Origin of the sequence: Pedobacter suwonensis (genome assembly GCF_007833675.1) — a bacterium.
GTDB lineage: Bacteria > Bacteroidota > Bacteroidia > Sphingobacteriales > Sphingobacteriaceae > Pedobacter > Pedobacter suwonensis.
The window spans coordinates 5,184,566-5,206,549 of sequence record NZ_CP031708.1; the positions used below are offsets into that span (position 1 = coordinate 5,184,566).

General features: G+C 40.3%; 21 protein-coding genes. 9 read left to right on the plus strand and 12 right to left on the minus strand.

Annotated elements, in window-relative coordinates:
- Positions 1-4: 4 nt before the first annotated feature.
- From DV942_RS21310 to DV942_RS21320, 4 genes are all read left to right on the plus strand, one after another.
- On the plus strand, positions 5-1,168 hold the full coding sequence (locus DV942_RS21310; protein WP_145860883.1) for a 3-dehydroquinate synthase: 1,164 nt from the start codon (positions 5-7) through the stop codon (positions 1,166-1,168).
- 3 nt (positions 1,169-1,171) lie between these two features.
- Positions 1,172-2,056: a metabolite traffic protein EboE gene (eboE, locus tag DV942_RS21315; protein WP_244950768.1), complete on the plus strand. Its 885-nt coding sequence runs from the start codon at positions 1,172-1,174 to the stop codon at positions 2,054-2,056.
- A 77-nt stretch (positions 2,057-2,133) separates the two neighbouring features.
- Positions 2,134-2,337, plus strand: a complete 204-nt coding sequence (locus tag DV942_RS23910) for a hypothetical protein (protein WP_244950769.1) — start codon at positions 2,134-2,136, stop codon at positions 2,335-2,337.
- A gap of 9 nt (positions 2,338-2,346) precedes the next feature.
- Complete coding sequence (locus DV942_RS21320) at positions 2,347-3,696, plus strand: alkaline phosphatase family protein (RefSeq protein ID WP_145860885.1); 1,350 nt, start codon at positions 2,347-2,349, stop codon at positions 3,694-3,696.
- A gap of 368 nt (positions 3,697-4,064) precedes the next feature.
- Here DV942_RS21320 and DV942_RS21325 read toward each other — a convergent pair whose 3' ends face one another.
- The 3 genes from DV942_RS21325 to DV942_RS21335 all read right to left on the minus strand — a co-directional run bounded on the left by DV942_RS21325 (position 4,065) and on the right by DV942_RS21335 (position 6,235).
- Entirely contained in the window at positions 4,065-4,460 is a 396-nt protein-coding gene (locus tag DV942_RS21325; RefSeq protein ID WP_145860887.1) for a hypothetical protein, read from the minus strand.
- 323 nt (positions 4,461-4,783) lie between these two features.
- Positions 4,784-5,041: a helix-turn-helix domain-containing protein gene (locus tag DV942_RS21330; protein ID WP_090987986.1), complete on the minus strand. Its 258-nt coding sequence runs from the start codon at positions 5,039-5,041 to the stop codon at positions 4,784-4,786.
- Between the two features lie 723 nt (positions 5,042-5,764).
- Complete coding sequence (locus DV942_RS21335) at positions 5,765-6,235, minus strand: hypothetical protein (RefSeq protein WP_145860889.1); 471 nt, start codon at positions 6,233-6,235, stop codon at positions 5,765-5,767.
- 198 nt (positions 6,236-6,433) lie between these two features.
- On the opposite strand from DV942_RS21335, the gene DV942_RS21340 reads away from it, so the two are divergent.
- Genes DV942_RS21340 through DV942_RS21350 form a run of 3 tightly spaced genes read left to right on the plus strand, consistent with a single transcriptional unit; the run spans position 6,434 to position 11,628 of the window.
- Positions 6,434-7,036, plus strand: coding sequence for a TlpA family protein disulfide reductase (locus DV942_RS21340; RefSeq protein WP_186462372.1), 603 nt, complete (start codon positions 6,434-6,436; stop codon positions 7,034-7,036).
- A 4-nt stretch (positions 7,037-7,040) separates the two neighbouring features.
- The gene (locus tag DV942_RS21345) at positions 7,041-10,277 is read left to right on the plus strand and encodes a SusC/RagA family TonB-linked outer membrane protein (protein ID WP_145860893.1); all 3,237 of its coding nucleotides are present in this window, start codon (positions 7,041-7,043) and stop codon (positions 10,275-10,277) included.
- Positions 10,278-10,284: 7 nt separating this feature from the next.
- Positions 10,285-11,628 carry a RagB/SusD family nutrient uptake outer membrane protein gene (locus DV942_RS21350; RefSeq protein ID WP_145860896.1) on the plus strand — a complete coding sequence of 448 codons (1,344 nt, stop codon included), beginning with the start codon at positions 10,285-10,287 and terminating at the stop codon, positions 11,626-11,628.
- Between the two features lie 37 nt (positions 11,629-11,665).
- On the opposite strand, the gene DV942_RS21355 is transcribed toward DV942_RS21350, so the two are convergent.
- The 3 genes from DV942_RS21355 to DV942_RS21365 form a co-directional block, all read right to left on the minus strand.
- On the minus strand, positions 11,666-11,968 hold the full coding sequence (locus DV942_RS21355; RefSeq protein ID WP_145860898.1) for a hypothetical protein: 303 nt from the start codon (positions 11,966-11,968) through the stop codon (positions 11,666-11,668).
- 132 nt (positions 11,969-12,100) lie between these two features.
- Positions 12,101-12,526 carry a MauE/DoxX family redox-associated membrane protein gene (locus DV942_RS21360; protein WP_145860900.1) on the minus strand — a complete coding sequence of 142 codons (426 nt, stop codon included), beginning with the start codon at positions 12,524-12,526 and terminating at the stop codon, positions 12,101-12,103.
- Positions 12,527-12,669: 143 nt separating this feature from the next.
- A complete protein-coding gene (locus tag DV942_RS21365; RefSeq protein WP_145860902.1) occupies positions 12,670-13,260 on the minus strand; it encodes a Crp/Fnr family transcriptional regulator in 591 nt (196 codons plus the stop codon).
- 318 nt (positions 13,261-13,578) lie between these two features.
- Here DV942_RS21365 and DV942_RS21370 point away from each other — a divergent pair, with 318 nt between their 5' ends.
- Positions 13,579-13,809, plus strand: a complete 231-nt coding sequence (locus DV942_RS21370; protein ID WP_134203311.1) for a hypothetical protein — start codon at positions 13,579-13,581, stop codon at positions 13,807-13,809.
- Here DV942_RS21370 and DV942_RS21375 read toward each other — a convergent pair.
- From DV942_RS21375 to DV942_RS21390, 4 genes are all read right to left on the minus strand, one after another.
- Positions 13,806-14,957 carry a hypothetical protein gene (locus DV942_RS21375; protein WP_145860904.1) on the minus strand — a complete coding sequence of 384 codons (1,152 nt, stop codon included), beginning with the start codon at positions 14,955-14,957 and terminating at the stop codon, positions 13,806-13,808. The two genes, DV942_RS21370 and DV942_RS21375, sit on opposite strands and share 4 nt — an antisense overlap.
- 222 nt (positions 14,958-15,179) lie before the next feature.
- Positions 15,180-15,452 (minus strand): hypothetical protein, encoded by a 273-nt coding sequence (locus DV942_RS21380; RefSeq protein WP_145860905.1) that lies wholly within the window; start codon positions 15,450-15,452, stop codon positions 15,180-15,182.
- 219 nt (positions 15,453-15,671) lie between these two features.
- Positions 15,672-16,871: a pyridoxal phosphate-dependent aminotransferase gene (locus tag DV942_RS21385; protein ID WP_145860907.1), complete on the minus strand. Its 1,200-nt coding sequence runs from the start codon at positions 16,869-16,871 to the stop codon at positions 15,672-15,674.
- Between the two features lie 61 nt (positions 16,872-16,932).
- On the minus strand, positions 16,933-17,325 hold the full coding sequence (locus DV942_RS21390) for a DUF1573 domain-containing protein (RefSeq protein WP_090987962.1): 393 nt from the start codon (positions 17,323-17,325) through the stop codon (positions 16,933-16,935).
- A gap of 170 nt (positions 17,326-17,495) precedes the next feature.
- Here DV942_RS21390 and DV942_RS21395 point away from each other — a divergent pair, with 170 nt between their 5' ends.
- Positions 17,496-19,916 carry an alpha-ketoacid dehydrogenase subunit alpha/beta gene (locus tag DV942_RS21395; RefSeq protein ID WP_145860909.1) on the plus strand — a complete coding sequence of 807 codons (2,421 nt, stop codon included), beginning with the start codon at positions 17,496-17,498 and terminating at the stop codon, positions 19,914-19,916.
- A 194-nt stretch (positions 19,917-20,110) separates the two neighbouring features.
- Here DV942_RS21395 and DV942_RS21400 read toward each other — a convergent pair whose 3' ends face one another.
- Together DV942_RS21400 and aroC are read right to left on the minus strand one after the other, a co-directional pair.
- Positions 20,111-20,719: a DUF1684 domain-containing protein gene (locus DV942_RS21400; protein ID WP_145860911.1), complete on the minus strand. Its 609-nt coding sequence runs from the start codon at positions 20,717-20,719 to the stop codon at positions 20,111-20,113.
- A gap of 9 nt (positions 20,720-20,728) precedes the next feature.
- A complete protein-coding gene (gene aroC, locus DV942_RS21405) occupies positions 20,729-21,826 on the minus strand; it encodes a chorismate synthase (protein ID WP_145860912.1) in 1,098 nt (365 codons plus the stop codon).
- Between the last annotated feature and the right edge of the window lie 158 nt (positions 21,827-21,984).

Sequence of the window (21,984 nt, forward strand, 5' to 3'; positions counted from 1 at the left end):
TGTTATGGAACATTTATATCAATCCTTTACTGTACAGTATCATTATAACGTTTTCTTCACCTCTTCGCTTTTTTCGCCTGAAAACGAATTGTTGAATAGTTTTTTGGTTAACTTAAATCCGGCTGCTGCAATAAAGAAAATTTTATTTGTTATTGATAAGGGGGTAGCAGATGCACACCCAGGACTTACTGCGCAAATTAAAGCCTATTTCTTACAGCATCATCAAACTCAACTGGTTCAGGATATGCTGGTCATCCCAGGTGGAGAGCAGGTGAAAAATGACACGGGATATTTTGATCAGGTATTAGAAGCCATTAATACATATGGTATAGACAGGCATTCGTTTGTTGCGGCCATTGGTGGCGGGGCAGTACTAGATATGGTGGGTTATGCGGCTACCGTTGCACACCGGGGCATTAAACACATCAGGATTCCGAGTACCGTGCTTTCGCAGAACGATTCGGGTGTCGGGGTAAAAAACGGAATCAATTATTTCAATAAAAAGAACTTTCTGGGTACTTTTTCGCCACCCGTTGCTGTTTTTAACGATGAAGTGTTTTTAAATACTTTATCTGACCGCGATTGGCGTTCAGGTATTGCCGAAGCGGTTAAAGTGGCACTGATTAAAGATGCCGGATTTTTTGAATGGCTGGAAGCAAACGCAGTTGCACTTGCAAACCGCGATGCCACTGCTATGAACTACCAGATCTGGAAATGTGCGAAATTACATATGGAACATATCCGCAGTGCCGATCCATTTGAGAACGGTTCGGCCCGTCCACTGGATTTTGGCCATTGGAGTGCACATAAACTGGAATACCTGACCAATTTTGAAGTGAGACACGGGGAGGCGGTTGCTATGGGCATTGCTTTAGATACTGTATATTCTAATTTATCGGGCAGGATCAGTGCTGAAGACGCACGCAGGGTGATCGACCTGATTCAGCAACTTGGTTTTGAACTCACGCACCCGTTGTTGCAGGTTAAAGAAGGCAACAGCCCGATTTTGGATGGATTGGAAGAATTCCGCGAGCATCTTGGTGGGCAGCTTACCATTACTTTGCTTACCGGACTGGGCAGTGGCGAAGAAGTCCATGAAATTGATGCCGACATTTTAAAACAGGCCGCAGAAATTTTAAATCAACAGACCGCTAGTATTCAACATTAAGCTATGAAATTAACTTCAGGGCACTTGACCTTCTGTACCAATATTTACGCGGGCGAAAACTGGGCGGCACATTTTGATGTGTTAACATCCAGTTTCCCAATACTAAAAGCAAAATTATCTCCAGATGCACCAATGGGTATCGGTTTACGCCTTTCCAACCTGGCCAGCATCGAACTGTTGGAGGGAAATCATCTTGAAACATTTAAGCAGTGGCTTGCACAGGAAGGTGGTTACGTTTTTACCATGAACGGATTTCCATACGGCGGTTTTCACCATACCAGGGTGAAAGATCAGGTACATGCGCCCGATTGGACAACGGCAGAGCGTGTTGAGTATACGCTTCATTTAGCAGAAATCCTGTCAAGGCTGCTTCCTGATGATATGGAAGGTGGTATTTCAACCTCACCATTAAGTTATAAGCCCTGGTTTAATGATATGGGGGCGAGAAAAAGCGCGACATTTAGTGCAACGGCCCATATTATACAGGTGGCGGAAGGTTTACATCGTATTTTTAGCCAGAGCAGCAAGGTTATCCATTTGGATATTGAACCCGAACCGGATGGTTTTCTTGAATCTGGACGGGAATTTATTGAGTGGTACGAAAATATGCTTTTACCTGCAGTAAAAGATGAAAGCCTGATCAAAAAGCACATTTGTTTATGTTATGATGTTTGCCATTTTGCAATCGGTTACGAACCACATACCGCCATTATAAAAGAATTGCAGCAAAAGGGTATCAAAATTGGGAAAATCCAGATCAGTGCGGCGCTAAAAGCTAAATTGCCGTCCTCTGAGGTAGAAAGAAACGCGGTATTGGATCAGCTTGCCCGATTTGATGAACCTGTTTATCTTCATCAGGTAATCGCCAAAAAAATGATGGCAGTTTAATTCGTTATCCTGATCTTAAAGAAGCACTGGCAGAAAGTAAAAACTATGCAGTAGAGGAGTGGCGGGCGCATTTCCATGTGCCTATTTTTGTAGAAGACATGGGCCTGATCCAATCTACGCAATCAGATATTACAGCCGTGCTGAACCTTCAGAAAACTAATCCGTTTACCGATCATTTAGAAGTAGAAACCTATACCTGGGAAGTTTTGCCTGCTGCGTTAAAAGCGCCCCTTAACGATTCCATTATCAGAGAACTGGACTGGGTAAAAAAAATATTATAAGTGAAGCATATGCATAAAACCGTTGTTATCGATATTGTAGCCTTATCTAATTCTGTGATAGGAAAACATACACCCTTTCTTCAGAAATACATCGCTGAACGCCACCTCAGTACGATTGAACCTTTATTGCCAGCGGTTACCACGGCGGTACAGTCGAGTTACCTGACGGGTAAATTTCCTTCAGAAAACGGGATTGTGGGCAATGGCTGGTATGACCATGAGGATGCGGAAATCAAATTCTGGAAACAGTCTAACAAACTGGTTAATGCTGAAAAAATCTGGGATCAGGCTAAAAAGGAAGATCCGGATTTTACCTGTGCCAATATGTTCTGGTGGTACAATATGTATTCTACAGCCGATTTTTCAGTAACACCCCGACCTAATTACCTTGCCGATGGACGTAAATTGCCTGATTGCTATTCGCAACCGGCCGAACTTCGCGATCATTTACAGGCTAAGCTGGGTCAGTTCCCTTTGTTTCAGTTCTGGGGACCAGGTGCCAATATCAAATCAACAAAGTGGATTGCAGATGCCTCAATGGAAACCGAGAAACTGCATAATCCGACACTTACCTTAATTTATCTGCCTCATTTAGATTATTGCCTGCAAAAGTTTGGCCCAGAGCTGGAAAAAATCAGCGCCGAGCTGAAAGAAATTGACCAGGTGGTAGAGGAACTGGTGCGTTTTTATGAAAGCAGGGGGGCGCGCATCATTTTACTTTCTGAATATGGGATTGCGCCTGTAAATCAGCCCATTCATCTGAACCGTTTGTTCAGGGAGAACGGCCTGATCCAGATCCGTGAAGAAAGAGGATTGGAATTGCTTGATGCGGGAGCTTCAAAAGCCTTTGTAGTGGCCGATCATCAGGTGGCACATGTATATATTAATGATAAAAGTGTTACCGAACAGGTTAAAGCGCTATTGAAAAATGTACCTGGTATTGATTTGATACTTGATAAGAAAGAGCAGGAACAATACCGTATTAACCATAAACGTTCTGGCGATCTGGTACTGGTTGCAAAAGAGAACAGCTGGTTTACTTATTATTTCTGGTTAGATGATGCGAAGGCACCGGATTACGCCAGGGTAGTAGATATTCATAAAAAACCTGGATACGATCCGGTAGAAATGTTTATGACCTCAAAATTAAGGGCCGGATATAAACTTTTGAGAAAAAAGGCCGGCTTCCGTTATGTGATGGACGTCATTCCGCTTAACGCTACGCTGGTTAAAGGGTCGCATGGCGGCATCAATACCGCTGATCAATATAAACCTGTTCTGGTTACTTCAAAAGCAATTGATAAGACCTTGCAGGCACCTGATATTTATCAGGTAATTTGGGATAGTTTAACGGTTTAAAAAGGTAACCATTCTACTGATCCGATCGCAATCGGATCAGCTAGACTTTGTGATTTTAAGCAATGATATTGTAAAAAAAAAATCGCGATTGCGAGAAGCCTTTTCAGCCGACAACTAGCCCCGACTTTCCGGGGAAGCCATCTTTTTTATCGCACTATTGATATAATCTGTCAGCAGGGTTGTAATTCCCGCGCATTCGGGAGTTTTAAAGCAGACGTTTAAGATTCCACTCAAGTTGGGAATGACGATTCCCCGGGGATATTACTAATTAAATTTTATCTGGCATTCATATTGATGTTATCCATTGGATTATCCCTCAGACTAACAATGTGTATTTTTATACTTTTTTAAACCTTGACCTCAAATTATTATTCTCTTATAAACCTATACCCGCAACCCTCAATACAAGGTGGGTTAAGTTCCAGCGATTTTGCTGAAGCCCGGTATCGGAAAATTGCCGGCATTTTATTGTTGTCGCTATAAACCTCCATTTGTACACTGTCCAATATTTTAAAGGAAAATAGATTTGGGATTGCATCACCTTTAATTATTCCGGCTTTATCTACTGATTTCTCCAGAATCAAATATTTGGCACCACCTGTAACCTTTGTGTACTTCCCTTGTCCATTACCAATATCAAACAAGGTTTCGGCCAGTTTCCATTTTCCGTAAACTTCGCCTTTGCCATCATTACTATAGTCTGATTTTTTGCACGATGCATTGATCATGCCTACAGCCGCCAAAAAGAATAAAATTTTTTTCATAAAGTTGAATTTACAGCGTATACGCAGACGAATCCCAAAACGCTACCGGCAGGCTGAATTTAACTATTTATTTTTGCGGGTGAATATCTTCATTTACCTATAGAGAGCGGATTATCTTGCTGACCTCACAACTATCAGGGTTGTTGTAACCGCAAATACTTTGAAACGCTCTTCAGCTGTAGGTTGCAGACAGCTGTTCCTTATGGCTATTATAAATAAGGAAGAAAGCCGAGGATATTTTGTCAATGCAGGTTCGATTGAATTCATATCAGTATCAACCTCGAGGTTGCCATCAAAAACTCCAGCAATTACCGTTGTATATTTTATTCCAGTCCAGCGCTGAAATCTATTCCAAAGTCAAAATCAAGCAGCACTGTCGGGTGGATTTTTAAACCGATGGCCAGTCGCATAATGGTAATAAAATTTGGACTGGTTTCGCCATTTTCATATTTGATGATGTCGCCGGTGTTTACCCCACTTCTTTTATAAAATTCGCGATAAGAAAGTTCCTGTTTCTCTTTTAAGGATTTTAAATGCTCGCCAAAGCTTTTCAGAATTATTTTTTCTTTCTCACTGATCATTTCATTGCTAATAAAAATACAATTGGCAATGTCTTTTATATTTTATTCAAAATCGTCATGCAATTACTTGACATTTGTCTTTTTTTATTTACATTTACGTAACAAAAAAAAATAGACCAGTAAAAGGTAAAATTAAGAGTCTTGCAACCTCAAATCTCACGCCGTTGGAGCAAGACAGCAGATTTTATCCCATTTCTTATAGCGGAATTGCTATCTTTAGCTTTCCAACATAAGAGTGGGCTTCTGCTGTAATTCCATTTCAACGTAAGGCGTGAGAAACATTATGAGGTTATGGTTTGGGAAGCCCACTTTTTTTTCTCTCCGGCAAGACTCATAACATATAGTTATGGGAACGCAAAAAATAAATAAGATGAACAGGTTGTTGCTTACCAAAGTAGGTGTACGCCAGTATGTTTGTTTATTTATTTGTTATTTGCAGATATTTCTATACCAGTCCCTGTTAAGTTGTCCATTCGATAGGCTTTATGCCTTGAAACCTAAAAATCCCGAATAATTTTTTGATAAGGCAGGCTAACCTTAAAGGTTAATGAAAATTTAGGTTTTTTAATGATGATGGCCTGCCTTATTCCTTTTTGCAGAGATTATTGATATGCCGGTTAAACTTTGGTTTAGACGGAATATTCTATAAAAACTAAGTGGCTTATGCTGCAATGGGATCGTTATGTCTAAATTTTTCGCCAAAATACTTTTTTTCCTTTTAAATCAATATCCGATAAGGCTAATTTTTAAAGTCCAAATTAACCGGATCACGCCAATTAAACGATGAGATTCAACAATGCTTATTTGCCGCTTTTTTTCTTTTGCTGGGCCTTGTTGTACAGTCCACTGGCGATATGGTATGTTTTTGAACAAAATGAAAATCTGAATACGGCTGTTCCGAAGGGTACACATGCTGATAAGATGGATGAGGCAGGGGATTTTGAATGTTTTCCTTTTACCTACACATCGTGCTGGTTGATCATTGGGCATAATCATCAAGGTTGCAATTTTAGCGATAGCTATATTCCAGTTGTTTTTTATAAAGTTGATCAATGCAACGTGCATAGCGCAAATTAGGTGGTTTCTGCTTGATTGTCGCATACTGGAAAGTAAATTGGTTTGAGGATAACCAGCCCGTAACCTAACCATTGATAAGGCTTTGGAGTATGCACTTATCCTGATAAAATTTTCCATTTAAACTAATTAAAATTAAAAATAAGCGGTTTTGGCTGTATTGCAATTGCTATGTCTTTTTAATCCAGACTTTTCCGCTGGGATTACCCTAGCCGCAAATAGGGTACAGTGGCTAGCGAGGCTTATGAGGGAATGAGTTTCTCTCATAGCCTCTGCTTTAACATATCATGCAACTTGAACCAACTAAACAATTTATACATGAATAAAAATATTTATACTGTTTTACTAATCATGCTGTTTGCACTTGGCGTGTCAGCACAGCGTGTTGCGCCAATAAAGATTACTCCTATTGCCGTGGGAGATCAATTGCCAAAAACATTTTGGGATTTGAAACATGTTATGCTGAAGCGTGGCATACCTCATGAATATAACCTCTCTGCTGATAGGGGAAAACTTATCATCATTGATTTTTGGGCAAGCTGGTGCGGTTCCTGCATTAAAAGATTTCCTGAACTGGAAAATATCGAAAAGACCTTTCCAGAGAAGGTAAAAGTATTGTTAGTTAATTCGGTAGGTACTGAAGATACCATAGAGTCGCTATTAGCCAAATTTAAAGCTGGTTCGGCTAGTTTTACTTCCACAAACCTATCAATAATTGCGGCTGATTCGCTATTTCTTAAAGCTTTCCCCCACAAAGCTCTTCCACATTATGTGTGGATTGCCGATGGTGGCGTGCGTGCAATAACTACTGCAGAGCTTTTAACAGTAGAAAATGTAAAGTTGTTGCTTGAACATATGAATGAGATAGGAGATAGGAGGATGAAGATTGAGGCAATAAGGGCAAAATCTAAAAAAGATTGAAGCTATGGAGAAGATAAATCGCAAGTTTAAATTATATACGGCATGTCGCCAGTGCTATACAATTTCACTTTTGGTATTTTTCCTATCTGGCTTTTATTCTGCGGCGTTCGCACAAGAACGCTTAACAGGCGTAGTATTAAGCTCAGATGGTAAGCCACTTGCAGGTGTTACTGTTCACGCAGGTAGCGGAAAAACAGCTGTTTCTTCTGAAAAGGGTGAGTTTTCATTATCATTAACCACAGGAAACCATAAACTTAAATTGTCAGGACTGAATATTGATCAACTGGATACCGTTGTCTCTATTCCATTTTCAGGGGTTTTTAAGATAATATGTTCCGTTAATGATGTACAACTCCAAACTGTTGAGGTAAGTACAGGCTACCAACAACTGCCTAGGGAGCGGGCAACCGGATCTTTTGCCGTGGTTTCAAACAAGGTGCTTAATGAGCAGGTCGGCACCGATATTATCGGCAGGTTGGAAGGAATAGTAAGCGGTTATAGTGTAGATCGCAAAAGCAACGGCGGCGGGGGCTATGGGATCATCATCAGGGGAGTTAGTACATTAAGGGGTATACGTGCGCCGCTGATTGTGTTAGATAACTTTCCATATGAAGGTGATATCGATAATATTAACCCAAATGATATTGAAAGCGTAACCGTACTTAAAGATGCTGCCGCTGCGTCAATCTGGGGAGCCAGGGCCGGAAATGGGGTGGTGGTGATCACCTCTAAAAAAGCAAAATATAATTCAGCGTTAAAAGTAGCTTTTGCGGGAAGCTTTAAAGTTACAGATAAGCCAAATCTCTTTTACGAGAATAAGATCAGCGTTTCAGATTTTGTACAGGTTGAAAATTTTCTTTTTGATAAGGGTTATTTTAATGCTGTAGAAACAGGCACAGATAGATTCGCTCTTTCTGAAGCAGTGGAGTTAAGGATTGCCGCAAGAGATGGTAAGCTTTCGGCAGCCGAACTTGCAAAGAGGATGGATTTGCTAAGGAGTTATGACCTCAGGAAAGAGCTTGACCGCTATGTGTTCTCAAAGGCCACTGCGCAACAGTATTCGCTATCCTTAAATGGAGGCACAGATAAAAGGAACTGGCTTGCTTCATTCGGGACAGATAAAAATATAGATGCGCTCGGTACACCATTCAGCCGCTATAGTTTAAAGGCAGATCAAAATATAAAGCTTACCGATAAACTTACTTTGGGTGCAAATCTATTGTTCACCTATTCTTATAATGGCAGGGGCAGGGAAGATGTTTCCAAGCTGAATACGACCACCGGGAGCTTACCGCCCTACACCAGGCTTGCTGATGATAACGGCAACCCGCTCGTAGTTATGCGGAATTACAGGTCATCATACCTCTCCACTATTGGAAATGGTAAGCTTTTAGACTGGCAATATGTTCCGCTTGAGGATTATAAAAATATCACGGGAGGCACTGGCGTAAATTCAGTCCTGGCTTCGATCAGGGCTGCCTATCAGCTTACTGATTGGCTAAAATTTACGGCGAGTTATCAGCTGCAGCGCGAAGGAACTAAAACGAATACCAATTACCTTGAAAACAGTTATATGGTAAGAGAAATGGTAAACCTTTATTCCTCAGTTGATGCCAACGGTTTGCTGAAGAGAAATATCCCAACAGGATCTATCAGAGATCGGGGGCTTTCACTGCTAACGGCGCACAACGGTAGGGGACAGCTTGATTTTAATAAGTATTTCGGCAGACACTCCATTGTTGCACTGGCTGGTGCAGAATTAAGAAGCACAGCGATTGATGGAGAAACCAAGCGAGTTTATGGCGTTAACGAATCTACCCTCACATCTGGCGTGGTAGATTATGTAAACCCTTATCCTACCATCATAACAGGAAATACTGCATTTGTACCTAATGGTGATGGCTTTACGGGTTCTGTATCCCGGTTTGTATCATTGTTTGCCAATGCAGCCTATACCTTTGATGATCGTTATACGCTCTCGTTAAGTGTTAGGAGGGACGCTTCGAATCTTTTTGGCCTGGCTACCAACGACAAATGGAACCCGCTTTTTTCTTCAGGTCTTGCCTGGAATATTGCGAAAGAGAAGTTTTATACCTCAACTTTATTGCCACTGCTAAAACTCAGGATGACTTTTGGGGCGAGCGGTAATACCGACCCCAAAGGATCAGCCGCAACTTCGATTATATTTTCAAGCATCAACTCTCCTTACACACAGTCTCCTTATGCGATCTTCAATAACTATAATAATCCTGAACTAAAATGGGAACGTGTATACATGTTCAACGCAGGCCTTGATTTTGGCTTTAAGGGTAATAGGGTAAAAGGAAGCATTGAGGTTTTTAGGAAAAAATCAGTTGATCTTCTAGCCCTGAGCCCTATTGACCTTACCGCGGGGATAGGTTCTACAGTAGTAAAAAATACCGGCTCGATACAGGGTAATGGCGTAGACCTGGAGATGAACACCATTAATACAGCAGGGAAATTTATATGGACTACAGACTTTTTCTTAAATTATTACAAAGACCGCGTGATGAAAAACTATGACGCTTCTAGCAGTGTTCGCGCGTTGGTTAATGGGAATATTACCACAACTGGTGCGGTTGGATATCCACTTTTTAGCATGTTTTCTTACAAATGGGCTGGCCTCGATCCTCAAACTGGTGATCCACAGGGCCTACATGCTGGAGTCGTCAGTAAAAATTATACAGCCTTATTTGGTAATACATTGCGTATTGAGGATATGGTATATCATGGTTCTGCTCTTCCGGTTTTATCTGGTGCCTTGGGTAATAATTTTTCCTATGGCCGCTTTAGTGCCAGTTTCAGGCTAAGTTTCAAACTGGGTTATTACTTTAGGAAGCCCTCGTTAAATTATAATGCATTGTTTACTGGACGTGATGGTAATGGCGAATTTGCTTCGAGGTGGCAAAAACCGGGTAATGAGGCGTTCACCAACGTACCCAGTATGGTGTATCCGGCATCATCCAGCAGGGATGAGTTTTATATTGGCGCTGAAGTCAATGTGCTAAGGGGAGATCATGTGCGTATGCAATATATCAATATTGGCTTTGATGTTTCAGATAATAAACCAGGCAAAAAGCTTTTCTCCCAAGCAAAGGTATTTTTGGTGGCGTCGAACCTTGGAATTATCTGGCGGGCAAATCGTGAAGGTATTGATCCCGATTTTAGGGCCATACCAGATCAAAAAAATATAGCGATAGGTTTTAAGTCAAATTTATAAGTATAACATGAAAAAAATATTTTATATCATCTTACCCGTGCTGTTGATTACGTTTTCGTGTAAAAAATTTCTTGATGAGAAATCTGACCGTTCTTTGGCTATTGCTGAAACTTTAGCTGATCAGCAATCGCTATTAGATCATTATCAGGTGCTCAATCAGGCCGACGGCAATTCTGCGGAAATAAGTTCAACCGATTTTTATCTCACAGATGCCGATTTTTTTGCCAGATTAGAGAATGAACGCAATATGTATACTTGGCAGCGGGCAAATGTATTTTTGCCAGACCTAAACGAGTGGGGCAATAACTATAGGGCTGTGTATAGGGCTAATAGTGTTATAGAGAATCTGGCTAAAATTCCACGTACTGCTGCAAATGCGTCACGATGGGATAATGTGAGCGGACAAGCTTACTTTTACAGGGCAAAGAATATTTTGAAGAGCCTTTATGTTTGGGCACCAGCTTATGATTCAGCAACAGCTGGTACCGATCTTGGTGTGCCGCTTAGGGACGGTACTGATTTTAATGTGCCTTCTTTTAGGGCAACTGTGGCGGAGGGATATGCTCAGGTATTGGCCGATCTTAAGGTTTCCATACGATGTCTACCACCAGTTGCTGTACATGTAATACGTCCATCAAAGGCTGCTGCTTTTGGATTGCTGGCCAGGGCTTTGCTCTCTATGCGAAAGTATGATGAGGCCTATCTTTATGCAGATTCTTCATTAAAGTTAAAAAGTGAACTCATGGACTACAATACACTTAATTCGGCAAGTACATTCCCTGTTCCAAGGTTTAATGTAGAGGTGCTTCATGACAGTTATTTTACCGGCGTTCCTTTATCAAACGTCAGGGCGAAAACCGACCCCCAACTGATTGCTTTATACGAACCTAACGACCTCCGGAAAGTGGTGTTTTTTAATGATAACAGAAACGGAACATACGGTTTTAAAGGAAGTTATGAAGGGGCCACAACATTTTTTGCTGGCGTAGCTGTCGATGAGGTGCTGTTAATCAGGGCTGAATGTCTGGCCAGAATGAATAGGCTGCCTGAAGCACTTGCAGATCTTAATAAATTGCTGCGTAACCGATATAAGAAAAATACTTTTACAGAAAGGCAGAGTTCAGATCAGGAGTTGGTTAAAAAGATGATTTTAACAGAACGGAGAAAAGAATTACCGATGCGTGGACTAAGGTGGCCTGATGTAAAGCGTTTAAATAAAGAAGGTGCTGGAATTACCTTCGGCAGGACTGTTAATGGAGTAAATTATTCCCTCTTACCTAACTCATCCGGATTTGTACTTCCTATCCCTGAACAGGTGATTGAACTTTCAGGGATGCCTCAGAATCTCTGATGTAAAGGTGCAGTCTGATAAACTGCACCTTTTATGGTTAATCTCTGGTTGATCTGATTTCAGGAGAAGCCATTATTTTTTCTGCTGTGTCATAAGTTGAAAGATAGCTAGATAGCGATCCTGTAACTTCAATAGTGCAGGGCAATACTTCTTCTTCGCTACAGCTAAAAGATGGTGCGCCCGCAACTGGCTCCCACGAAGCTTGGTCGTTAATTGTGCCGTTACTATCTTTATAGTGGTACAGCGTTCCAAAAGTTTTAGTAGTGAAAGCACTTTGTGTTGCGATAAGGCCGAACCCCAATACGAGGGCTACAAGACCTAAATTGATTTTTTTTAGCATGTTTTTTTAAGTTTGATATTTACTGCTTATCAAATAGGGCTTAAGCAGCTAGCCCTGCTGTTTGTTCTCCTTGGCCATCAATACAGCTTGTAGTTTTTGATCTGTTGGCCTGGCCAGGACCATTATTTAAGCTTAATCTTTGTCACGTACCTCCGGCTTTAGTTTAATAAATAGTGAGAGCATTGCGGCGCTAATAAAAAAAATGTTGAAAATGAGGTGAGCTTTCCAGCCCATGGCTTTAATTATGCCACCACAACTACATGGTACTTTAGGGAAGTATCCTGAAATGATGAGTAGGATATATCCGGTAAAAATCAACATGAGTAAGAGTGATAAGGCTAAACCCAGCTTATTGGTTTTTTTTATCAATAGCAGTACAGCAGCAATTATTTCCAGGAATGGGATTAAGTATAATAGCACCGCTGTTATACCTGGGCTAAAAACTTGCAGACTCATTTGCTGCTGGTAAGCCTGGAAGTCAGTCAATTTGCTCCCAGCGGTATATACCCAGAGTAAAATGAATGCTGCGGAAATAACCTGTACTATCGATGTTTTCATATCCGTTTTCTTTGCTATTTCGAAATTGGATTATATTCTGCTAAACCGCCTCACATCTAAATGGGAAAAACCAATATCTTAATCAAAAATGACTAAAGCGATGTGGGTTGATCATGCTGCTGTTGATCGATAGGCCAAGTAAATTATGGTGTATGTTTGTAATTTCTATTTCTCATTGCACTCAGCGTACTGCTATGAATGCCCAGGTATGATGCCACATCTTTTACTGCAGTCTGGCTAAAAACCATCGGAAAAGATGCAAGTAATTTATTCAGCCTTTGGTCGGCACTTTGAGTTTTTAATCCAATCATCATTACGATTACTTTGGCCAATAATTCAGCATTTATTTCAGCACTTAAAGTGGCCGATTCGCGGAATAGCCTATGCATGTTATTGCCGTGTTTTACGGGTATGGCAAGCAAAGTAGTGTCTTCTGAAAATTGTATAAAAAGCTGCCTTTTTGCATATCTGAAGATGGATTTAAAGTCTGGTAAAACATCGTTTGCCTGGAAAAACATCAAGGTGATTTCCTGCTCATTCTCGGTGTCATCAGTAAATATTCTTCCACCGCCTTTGGCCAGATAGCAAAAATGGCCAAGCGCTGTGTTGTTGAGTTCGATTTTTTCCAGTTTCATAAAATCGGTTTGGTACATCGCGTAACAAATGTAGGCGCGGAAGCCGACCGAAAGTTTTTGATAGGATGATAATTTAGAGAGGTATTGTTCTTTTTCCATAACCATTTTTTTGAAGGTAAAGAAATGGATATTTCGACGTTTGTCAAGTTGCTGTTCCAGCCACCCTCAGCAACCCGGTTATTTTTTCGTTTTAAGAAAATAAAAGGCTTAGATCTGTTATATTTGAGCCATGAAATAAAAACTAATTACATATTGATATTTGTAGCATAGCTATTTTACTGTTTTAGAAAACCGCAAAACTTCAAAAGACACAGGAAAAAATAGATGGTTGCCTACGCTATGCGTGGGTGCCTGTTTATCTTGTGTCTGGGCATTTGCGGTGCCCCTAAAACGGATATCGGGTTAACCCACGCTTTTATGGACAGTTCCTCCCAGTCAAATTACTTTCTTCTCAATCTGCCCATTGCAGAACTTCCACTATCTGAGAATTTTAAGCTTAGAAGCAAATTAATGGGCTTTTTTACCCTTCAGGATATTATTGGAGTAAAACAAAAAGAATTATCTACGCTTGAGGATTATTCAGAACACTGGTATTTTGAATTTGTAGATTTCTTACACAGGAAAGAATTATTAGATCTTCTTGGTTAGCATTTGTCCTGGGCAATGTTCAACATGACAACGATTTTTTCGATCACCTTTTGGATATCCTTATCCACATAGCCATAGTATGCATTTTTAAAGCTTTTTTCTGATATAACCTCTTTTTCAGTCGTACTATAATGTTTAGTAATGTATTGGTGCAGCAGTTTTGGACTCTTTGTTGTAATAATGCCCGCCTCGACTTGCAAGTTGATAAATAGGGCAAGCTGCCTAACGGTGAAGGTTACCTTAAAATTGCTTTCTAAAATACCACCGCGCGTCAGATCTTCGGCTATGGTATCTATTGATTGCAGGTAGCTGATTTCACTTTCAATATACCTGAGTATGGCTTCATCAATATCGGGCAAATTTTTATGGTATGGTATACTGATGGTTTTAAAAACCTGTCCAATCAGTTTTTTAAAGAAATGGATTAATCTATATTGCTCGCTTATGTTTTCGCAATTCTGAAGCTCGCGATTAAGGTGGCTGCAGCAGGAGTGATAAAAGAAGGGATGATTAAAATTTAATGATACGAGTAGAAGAATAATGTCGGAAAAATCTAAAGGTGGCACAAAAGTATTTAAAGCCATCTTTATGGAATCAAAAAAAGCGTACAGATATTTAGCCTGTTCAAAAGTGAAACGCCCTGTATAGTCGTTCAGGTTTTTGAAGAGCTGTTTAAACAGGTTGATGGTTTCCTTGTCAGCATGTAATTCTTCAACTTTTTTCAGGATCTGGCCGGAATTTGATGCAATATCTAAAATGAGTTCTTCCTGGCTAGCCGCTGAAACGGGGCAATCGAAGTCAAAATAATATGGTAAATGCTGCTGAAGATCGATTACCATTTGATTAAGTAGCTTTACTAAACTACTAATCATTCCGTCTCTACTTTTTTGGTCAGCGTAAGGCTCATTTTCATTCGTTAGCGCCTCTGCCTCATCAATTAATTGCATCAATCCTCTTTGATGTTGCCTGATGTAAGCTTTAGCTCTATCAGGCTCAACCAGCGTAGCATGATGTAGAATGGAACTCATTATCCGTTTACTTTCTTTTATGATTTTGTGTTGCGATTCTTTGTCATGGCATTGCCCTGCCACTTTAATCTTAATAACATCTAAAATCAATTCCCTGAAGCTTATAATTTCGTACATCATTTGCTCAAAAGCCGATTGCCTAATTCTAGCTTTTTTATTTTCATTTTCCGAATCAACTTGGTGAAAAGCTACTTTAACGTGGCGAAAATAAATGTTAACAATTGTTGGCTAGCGTAAGCAGGCTATATCATGTGGTAAAGTAACATCCACATTCAAATTAGGGAGGTGGGGAAAATGCATAGACTTTCCCAACTCATCGTTAGGAAAATTGCATTGGATATATTATTGCAGATGGTTTTCTATTGCGCCGGAAATCTGGTTGATCTCGGCTACGCCTAAAGAAATGTGGTGACCGCTTCCAGTCAGTTTATTTTTAGTGACTAATGTTTCAGCATCGATCTCTTCTGCTTTCATTAAGATCCAGTCAGATCCTTGTTTATTTAAAATGCCTAAAATCTCTTCTAAATAAACAATCCTAAAATAATCATCTTCTGGAATAATGGTCAGTGTTACTGCCTGATCATTATGGTTAATTTCAATATTAAATGCATTCATGATCTCAAAACCATTGCATTTTGTTTATTGTTTTGGTAAAATGAAACAGGTGATCAGAATACACAAACAACTATCATGGATCAGTTGAAAGAAATGTTTTTGGATCTGCTTTGATGTTTAAATGTTATCATACACATTCAGCCAATCTGGCTTAACTATTTAGCCGGTTACTTGTAATGAACCGTTGTTCACCAAGCAACCGGCTTAAACAAGGTATCGTTAATCCACTCTTCCCGGATATTGCTTCAACGCTATTTCCAGACAGTCCATAGCCGCATTTAAGTCATCGGTATTTAAAACGTAAGCCATACGGACTTCATTTTTACCAGAGCCAGCGGTAGAGTAAAAGCCGGTAGCTGGCGCCAGCATAACCGTTTGATTATTGTGATTAAAATCCTCTAAAATCCACTGGCAAAATTTATCGGCATCATCAATCGGGAATTTGGCTACTACATAAAATGCACCCCCCGGATTAGGACAAAAAACGCCATCAATATTATTTAACCGGTTAACCAATGTATCTCTGCGTAAAGTATATTCGGTATTTACTTTTTCGAAATAACTGTCCGGAGTATCTACAGCTGCCGCACCAGCAATCTGTTCTACCATGCCCGGGCTTAATCTTGCCTGTGCGAATTTTAATCCTGATGCAATCACTTCTTTATTTTTGGTAATTAAACAGCCTAAGCGTGCGCCACATGCACTGTAACGTTTAGAAACCGTATCCATAACCACCACATTTTCATCCAAACCATCCAAATGCATTGGCGAAATAAATTCCCTGCCATCATAACAGAATTCGCGATACGCTTCATCAGAGAATAAAAACAGATCGTATTTGACACAAAGCGTTTTTAAAGCCTCTAATTCTTCTTTAGAATATAAATAACCCGTTGGGTTATTAGGGTTGCAGATAATAATTGCTTTGGTTTTTTCGGTAATTAATTTTTCGAATTCGGCAATCGGTGGCAATGCAAAACCATTTTCGATATAAGAAAGAATCGGTTTCACCACAACATTGCTCATACAGGCAAAGCCATTGTAATTGGCGTAAAAAGGTTCTGGAATGATAATTTCATCTCCTTCATTTACACAGGTTTGCATGGCAATGGTGATGGCCTCTGAGCCACCAACGGTTACCAAGATATTTTCTGGCGTAATATCGTAACCCAGTTTATTGTAGTATTCGGTAAGTTTTAAACGGTAAGCAAGGGTACCTTCTGATGGTGTATAGGCCCAAACATTAAAATCAATGTTTTTGATGGCATTTAACATTCCTTCTGGTGTCTCTATGTCTGGCTGACCAATATTTAAATGGAAAACTTTTTTACCATCTTTTTTAGCTTGATCTGCAAATGGAGTTAACTTTCTGATTGGTGAAGCAGGCATCTGCACACCCTTTTGTGAAATTTTTGGCATGGCACAAAAATAAAAAAGTCCGGATGAAAATCCGGACTTTTTAAATATTATCGTTTAAAAATTATTTTGAAGAAGCGGCAACTGTTTCGCCTTTAATGTAAAGCACTTTAATTGGTGTTTTTGCATTTGAAGTAATGGTTACGGCTTTAGAAAAGGTTGACGGACCAGCAGCGGCGTTAAACGTTACTGAAATTACACCGGTTTCACCTTTTTTTATTGGTGTAGAAGTATATTTAGGTACTGTACACCCACAGCTTGCCTCAGCTTTGGTGATAATTAAAGGCGCTTCGCCAACATTGGTGTATTTGAAATCGTAAGTTACTGGTTTGTTCAAAACAATTTTACCAAAATCGTGCGTTTCTGATTCAAATTTGAACTCTGCAGGTTTGGTTTGTGCGTTTGCTGCAAGACCCAAACCTAAAACAAAAGCGAATAATACTAAGATCTTTTTCATGTTATGTGGTGTGATTTATTTTTAATAATTCTAAAACAAATTTAATGTTTTCCTAATAAAACAAAAACTATTCCAAATATATTTTGCAAATCCATATATAATTTTACAATGTAGGGTAAAGGCAAACTTTTAATTTTCCATATATTTGCCGCAACCAATCTTTGATTACTATGCCGAATGAAAAATTGATGACCAAAACTATTGATGCTTCCGAACTTAGTTTTAACGATTTTAAATCTATTGTTATAAACGACTATAAAATTGCCTTCGAAAGCAGGCAGGCCAGTATTTTAGGCCGCAGGGAAGTATTAACAGGTAAGGCTAAATTTGGCATTTTCGGCGATGGTAAAGAGGTTCCGCAATTGGCCATGGCTAAAGCATTTAAAAATGGCGACTGGCGCTCGGGTTATTACCGAGATCAAACTTTTGCCTTTGCCACAGGGATCTCTACTATCAAAGAATTTTTTGCCCAGCTCTATGCTAATCCGGCAGAAGGTGCGGATCCATTTTCGGGGGGAAGACAAATGAACTGCCATTTTGCAACAAAATCTGTAAACGAAGATGGCAGCTGGAACGATTTAACGCAGATTAAAAATTGCTCATCTGATATTTCGCCAACCGGTGGGCAGATGGCCCGCTTGGTAGGTTTGGCTTATGCTTCTAAATTATTCAGGCAAAATAAAGAACTCGATTATTTAAAACACTTTTCTGTAAACGGAAATGAGGTGGCCTTTGGCACCATTGGCAACGCATCAACTTCTGAAGGGGTATTTTTCGAGGCCATTAATGCTGCTGGTGTGTTACAGATACCCATGGCCATTTCTATTTGGGATGATGATTATGGCATTTCCGTTCCGGCAAAATATCAAACTACAAAAGAAGATATTTCTGAGGTTTTAAAAGGTTTTCAGCGTGATGCTGACCAGCCTGGATATGAAATTTATAAAGTAAAAGGCTGGGATTATCCGGCTTTATGTGAGGTGTATGAAAAGGCGATACAGGTTTGCCGGGATGAACATGTACCTGTTTTAATCCATGTTACCGAACTCACCCAGCCTCAGGGACACTCTACCTCTGGTTCGCACGAAAGGTACAAATCAAAAGAACGCCTATCCTGGGAAACTGAATACGATTGTATCCAGAAAATGCGTGCCTGGATGCTCGAATCGGCCCTGGCAACCGAGGAGGAAATCGCAGCGCTTGAAAAAGAGGCAAAGATTTTTGTTCGCAACGCACAAAAAGAAGCCTGGAATGAGTTTTTGGACAGCATTAAACCAGAACAGAAGCAAGTAGTTGATTTGGTTAGCGGCGTAGCTAAACATCAGCCCGAACTGGCAAAAATTGCGGCGGGATTAGCTTCGATTGCTGATGCGCAACGCAGGGAAGTATTTGCTGCTGCACGCAAAGCCATCCGTTTATCAGCTGCTTTTAGCAGTCCTGAACGTAATAAACTGGTGGAATGGTATAAACAACAGGATCATTTAAATTACGATCGTTACAATTCTAAACTGCATACCAATGGTAAGGAAAGTCCGGATAAGATTCCACTGGTCGAAGCCGTATATGATGAACAATCGAAAATGGTTGATGGTAGGGAAGTACTCAATGCCTGCTTTAATGAAAACTTTGCACGCGATCCGCGTTTGGTTGCTTTTGGAGAAGATTTGGGAAACATCGGGGATGTAAATCAAGGTTTTGCAGGTTTGCAGGCTAAATATGGCGAGTTAAGAATCACCGATACCGGCATCAGGGAAATGACCATTATGGGGCAGGGAATAGGTTTAGCCATGAGGGGTTTAAAGCCTATTGCCGAAATCCAATATCTTGATTATTTGATTTTTGCCTTAAATGTGCTTAGTGATGACCTGGCATCGCTCTCGTACCGCACCAAAGGAATTCAGAAAGCGCCGGTTATCGTGCGCACCCGTGGTCATCGACTGGAGGGAATCTGGCATTCCGGATCGCCAATCAGCATGATTTTAGGAGCCTTAAGAGGTATGCATTTATGCGTACCAAGAAATATGACCCAGGCTGCAGGTATGTATAACACCCTTTTTAGGGCTGATGAACCAGCCATTGTAATTGAATGTTTAAATGGTTACCGCCTTAAAGAAAAACTGCCAGGTAATGCCGGCGATTTTACGGTACCCTTAGGCCGGGCAGAGGTTTTAGAAGAAGGAACTGATATTACGGTTATCTCTTACGGTTCGTCATTAAGAATTGTTCAGGAAGCAGCAGAAGAGCTGAACTTATTGGGTATTTCTGTCGAAATTATAGACCCACAAACGCTTTTACCTTTTGATACTACACAGGTTTGTGTAAAATCACTTGCCAAAACCAATAAATTATTGGTGGTGGATGAGGATGTTCCCGGAGGGGCATCGGCCTATATCCTTCAACAGGTACTGGAAGAACAGAAAGGTTATTTTCATTTAGATGGTCAGCCAAAAACATTATCGGCCAAAGCACATCGCCCACCATTCGGATCAGATGGTGATTATTTCAGTAAGCCTTCTGTTGATGATGTAATTGAAGCTGTTTACCAGATGATGCATGATGCAAATCCCTCTAAATATCCTTCGCTATTTTAACGAATAGCTGGATAGTTAGATGATTGGTTATCGTCTTTTTATTTCTATAGGGATGATTTAGTGTTGAGGAATGATTAAAAAAGTGATTCCTTAATCGTTTTTTTTTCTTGAATAGATCAAACTTAATCTGGAGTTAGTTCATTAGAAAGGAGTAAAAGTTGTATCAACGATTTTCAGCGTAATTTTCCTATCACTTAGTTTTGATGTTTCTTTTTCCCCGTATATAATTTCTCTCCTGCTTTTATGGCCAATTGCAGGTCGTTTTCTTCTGGTGGTACCGGACAGCGATAGCCTTCACTATAGGCGCAATAGGGATTATAAGCCTTGTTGAAATCGATTTCGATATGATGATCGACAATTTCTTTAGCATCCAGATCAATGTACCTGCCACCACCATAAGTTTCCTTATTGTTGGTTTCATCTGTAAAAGGTAAAAAGAGGTGATCTTTATATAATGGGTTGTTTGACAAAGCAACACTTCTATACAAAGTCATTTGGATTTTCTTCTCATCCAAAACGAAGTTAACATGTGCATACCGGTAATAATCGCTGCTTGAACCATTAAAAGCAGGCATCTTGAAAACTTTTTCGTTTTTTAGTAATGCTATGGTAGCGAATATTTTATAAGTACTGTCCGCGTCGTAAAAGTGCAGGTTTTGCAGGTCACTTTTCTTTAGTGGAGCGCGTTCATCTTTTATAAAATCCTGCTTGTAAGCCTCACGGTGCTTTGCAATCTGTTCAGCGTAGCTTTGGGCAAAGCTGTTCATGCTGATGAGGAGCAATAGAAAGGTGAAAATTTTCATTGAGGAAAATTAGATGATACTGGCTTTGTTTCTTAAAAACTGATCGGCTAAAACCAGTGCAGCCATGGCTTCAACAATAACTACAGCTCTTGGTACTACACAAGGGTCGTGCCGGCCTTTGCCTTTAATCTCCGAGGCTTCACCCGCCGCATTTATAGTTTGTTGGTTATGCATGATGGTCGCTACAGGTTTAAATGCCACTTTGAAGGTAATATCCATTCCGTTGGATATCCCGCCTAAAATACCACCCGCATAGTTGGTGGTGGTTTTAAACACTTTTGAATCGGCAGCTTTTGGTTGGGGGATATCGTTATGTTGTGAACCCCTTAATTCGCTTCCTGCAAAACCAGAGCCATATTCGAAACCGTGAACGGCATTAATGCTGAGCATGGCTTTACCTAAATCAGCGTGCAATTTATCGAAAACAGGTTCACCTAAACCTGCCGGGCAACCTTTTATTACACAGCTTATTTTTCCGCCAACGGTATCGCCATCTTTTCTAATCGAATCTATAAATTCAATCATTTCGTGTGCAGTTGCAGGATCGGCACAGCGAACAATATTGTCTTCTCTGATTTGCAATAAAGCAGATAGGTCATTGCTTTCTAAATTTGGCGCTTCAATTGTACCTACTGAAGTTACATGGGCGAAAATTTCGATCCCCTGTTGCTTTAAAAGCAATTTGGCGATTGCTCCGGCTGCTACACGGGCAGCGGTTTCGCGTGCAGACGAGCGTCCGCCACCGCGGTGATCGCGGATTCCGTATTTGGCATCGTAAACATAATCGGCGTGGCTGGGGCGGTAAACATCCACATTATGCCCGTAATCTTTTGAACGCTGGTCCTCATTCGGAATTAAAAGTGCAATCGGCGTCCCGGTACTTTTTCCTTCAAATACACCCGATAGAATCTGAACGGTATCGCTTTCTTTTCTTTGCGTGGTGATTTTAGATTGACCTGGTTTACGTTTATCCAGTTCTGATTGGATAAAATCCATATCAATATCCAATTGTGCCGGACAGCCATCGATAATTACACCAATAGCCACACCATGAGATTCGCCAAAGGTTGTGATGCGAAAAAGTTGTCCGAATGAGTTGCCTGCCATGTTTACTAGATAAGAGAGAGTAGATATGAGATTTGAGAAGAACCAAATTCGTATCTAAACTTCAGTTTTTAAATTATTTAGGGGTTAGATTTGAGAAGTTTTCCCCCTCAAATCTTGTTATTTATTTGTCTTAATTAATCTGATGTCTCCACAACGAT

Bases quoted from the DNA above. Each gene is read 5' to 3' on its own strand.
- DV942_RS21340 (WP_186462372.1), top strand. From the start codon at position 6,434: ATGAATAAAAATATTTATACTGTTTTACTAATCATGCTGTTTGCACTT.
- DV942_RS21380 (WP_145860905.1), bottom strand. From the start codon at position 15,452: ATGAATGCATTTAATATTGAAATTAACCATAATGATCAGGCAGTAACA.
- DV942_RS21365 (WP_145860902.1), bottom strand. From the start codon at position 13,260: ATGGAAAAAGAACAATACCTCTCTAAATTATCATCCTATCAAAAACTT.
- DV942_RS21385 (WP_145860907.1), bottom strand. From the start codon at position 16,871: ATGCCAAAAATTTCACAAAAGGGTGTGCAGATGCCTGCTTCACCAATC.
- DV942_RS21390 (WP_090987962.1), bottom strand. From the start codon at position 17,325: ATGAAAAAGATCTTAGTATTATTCGCTTTTGTTTTAGGTTTGGGTCTT.
- DV942_RS21355 (WP_145860898.1), bottom strand. From the start codon at position 11,968: ATGCTAAAAAAAATCAATTTAGGTCTTGTAGCCCTCGTATTGGGGTTC.
- DV942_RS21375 (WP_145860904.1), bottom strand. From the start codon at position 14,957: ATGATGTACGAAATTATAAGCTTCAGGGAATTGATTTTAGATGTTATT.
- DV942_RS21395 (WP_145860909.1), top strand. From the start codon at position 17,496: ATGCCGAATGAAAAATTGATGACCAAAACTATTGATGCTTCCGAACTT.
- DV942_RS21360 (WP_145860900.1), bottom strand. From the start codon at position 12,526: ATGAAAACATCGATAGTACAGGTTATTTCCGCAGCATTCATTTTACTC.
- DV942_RS21370 (WP_134203311.1), top strand. From the start codon at position 13,579: ATGGACAGTTCCTCCCAGTCAAATTACTTTCTTCTCAATCTGCCCATT.
- DV942_RS21325 (WP_145860887.1), bottom strand. From the start codon at position 4,460: ATGAAAAAAATTTTATTCTTTTTGGCGGCTGTAGGCATGATCAATGCA.
- DV942_RS21335 (WP_145860889.1), bottom strand. From the start codon at position 6,235: ATGGAAAATTTTATCAGGATAAGTGCATACTCCAAAGCCTTATCAATG.
- eboE (WP_244950768.1), top strand. From the start codon at position 1,172: ATGAAATTAACTTCAGGGCACTTGACCTTCTGTACCAATATTTACGCG.
- DV942_RS21400 (WP_145860911.1), bottom strand. From the start codon at position 20,719: ATGAAAATTTTCACCTTTCTATTGCTCCTCATCAGCATGAACAGCTTT.
- DV942_RS21320 (WP_145860885.1), top strand. From the start codon at position 2,347: ATGCATAAAACCGTTGTTATCGATATTGTAGCCTTATCTAATTCTGTG.
- DV942_RS21350 (WP_145860896.1), top strand. From the start codon at position 10,285: ATGAAAAAAATATTTTATATCATCTTACCCGTGCTGTTGATTACGTTT.
- aroC (WP_145860912.1), bottom strand. From the start codon at position 21,826: ATGGCAGGCAACTCATTCGGACAACTTTTTCGCATCACAACCTTTGGC.
- DV942_RS21310 (WP_145860883.1), top strand. From the start codon at position 5: ATGGAACATTTATATCAATCCTTTACTGTACAGTATCATTATAACGTT.
- DV942_RS21330 (WP_090987986.1), bottom strand. From the start codon at position 5,041: ATGATCAGTGAGAAAGAAAAAATAATTCTGAAAAGCTTTGGCGAGCAT.
- DV942_RS21345 (WP_145860893.1), top strand. From the start codon at position 7,041: ATGGAGAAGATAAATCGCAAGTTTAAATTATATACGGCATGTCGCCAG.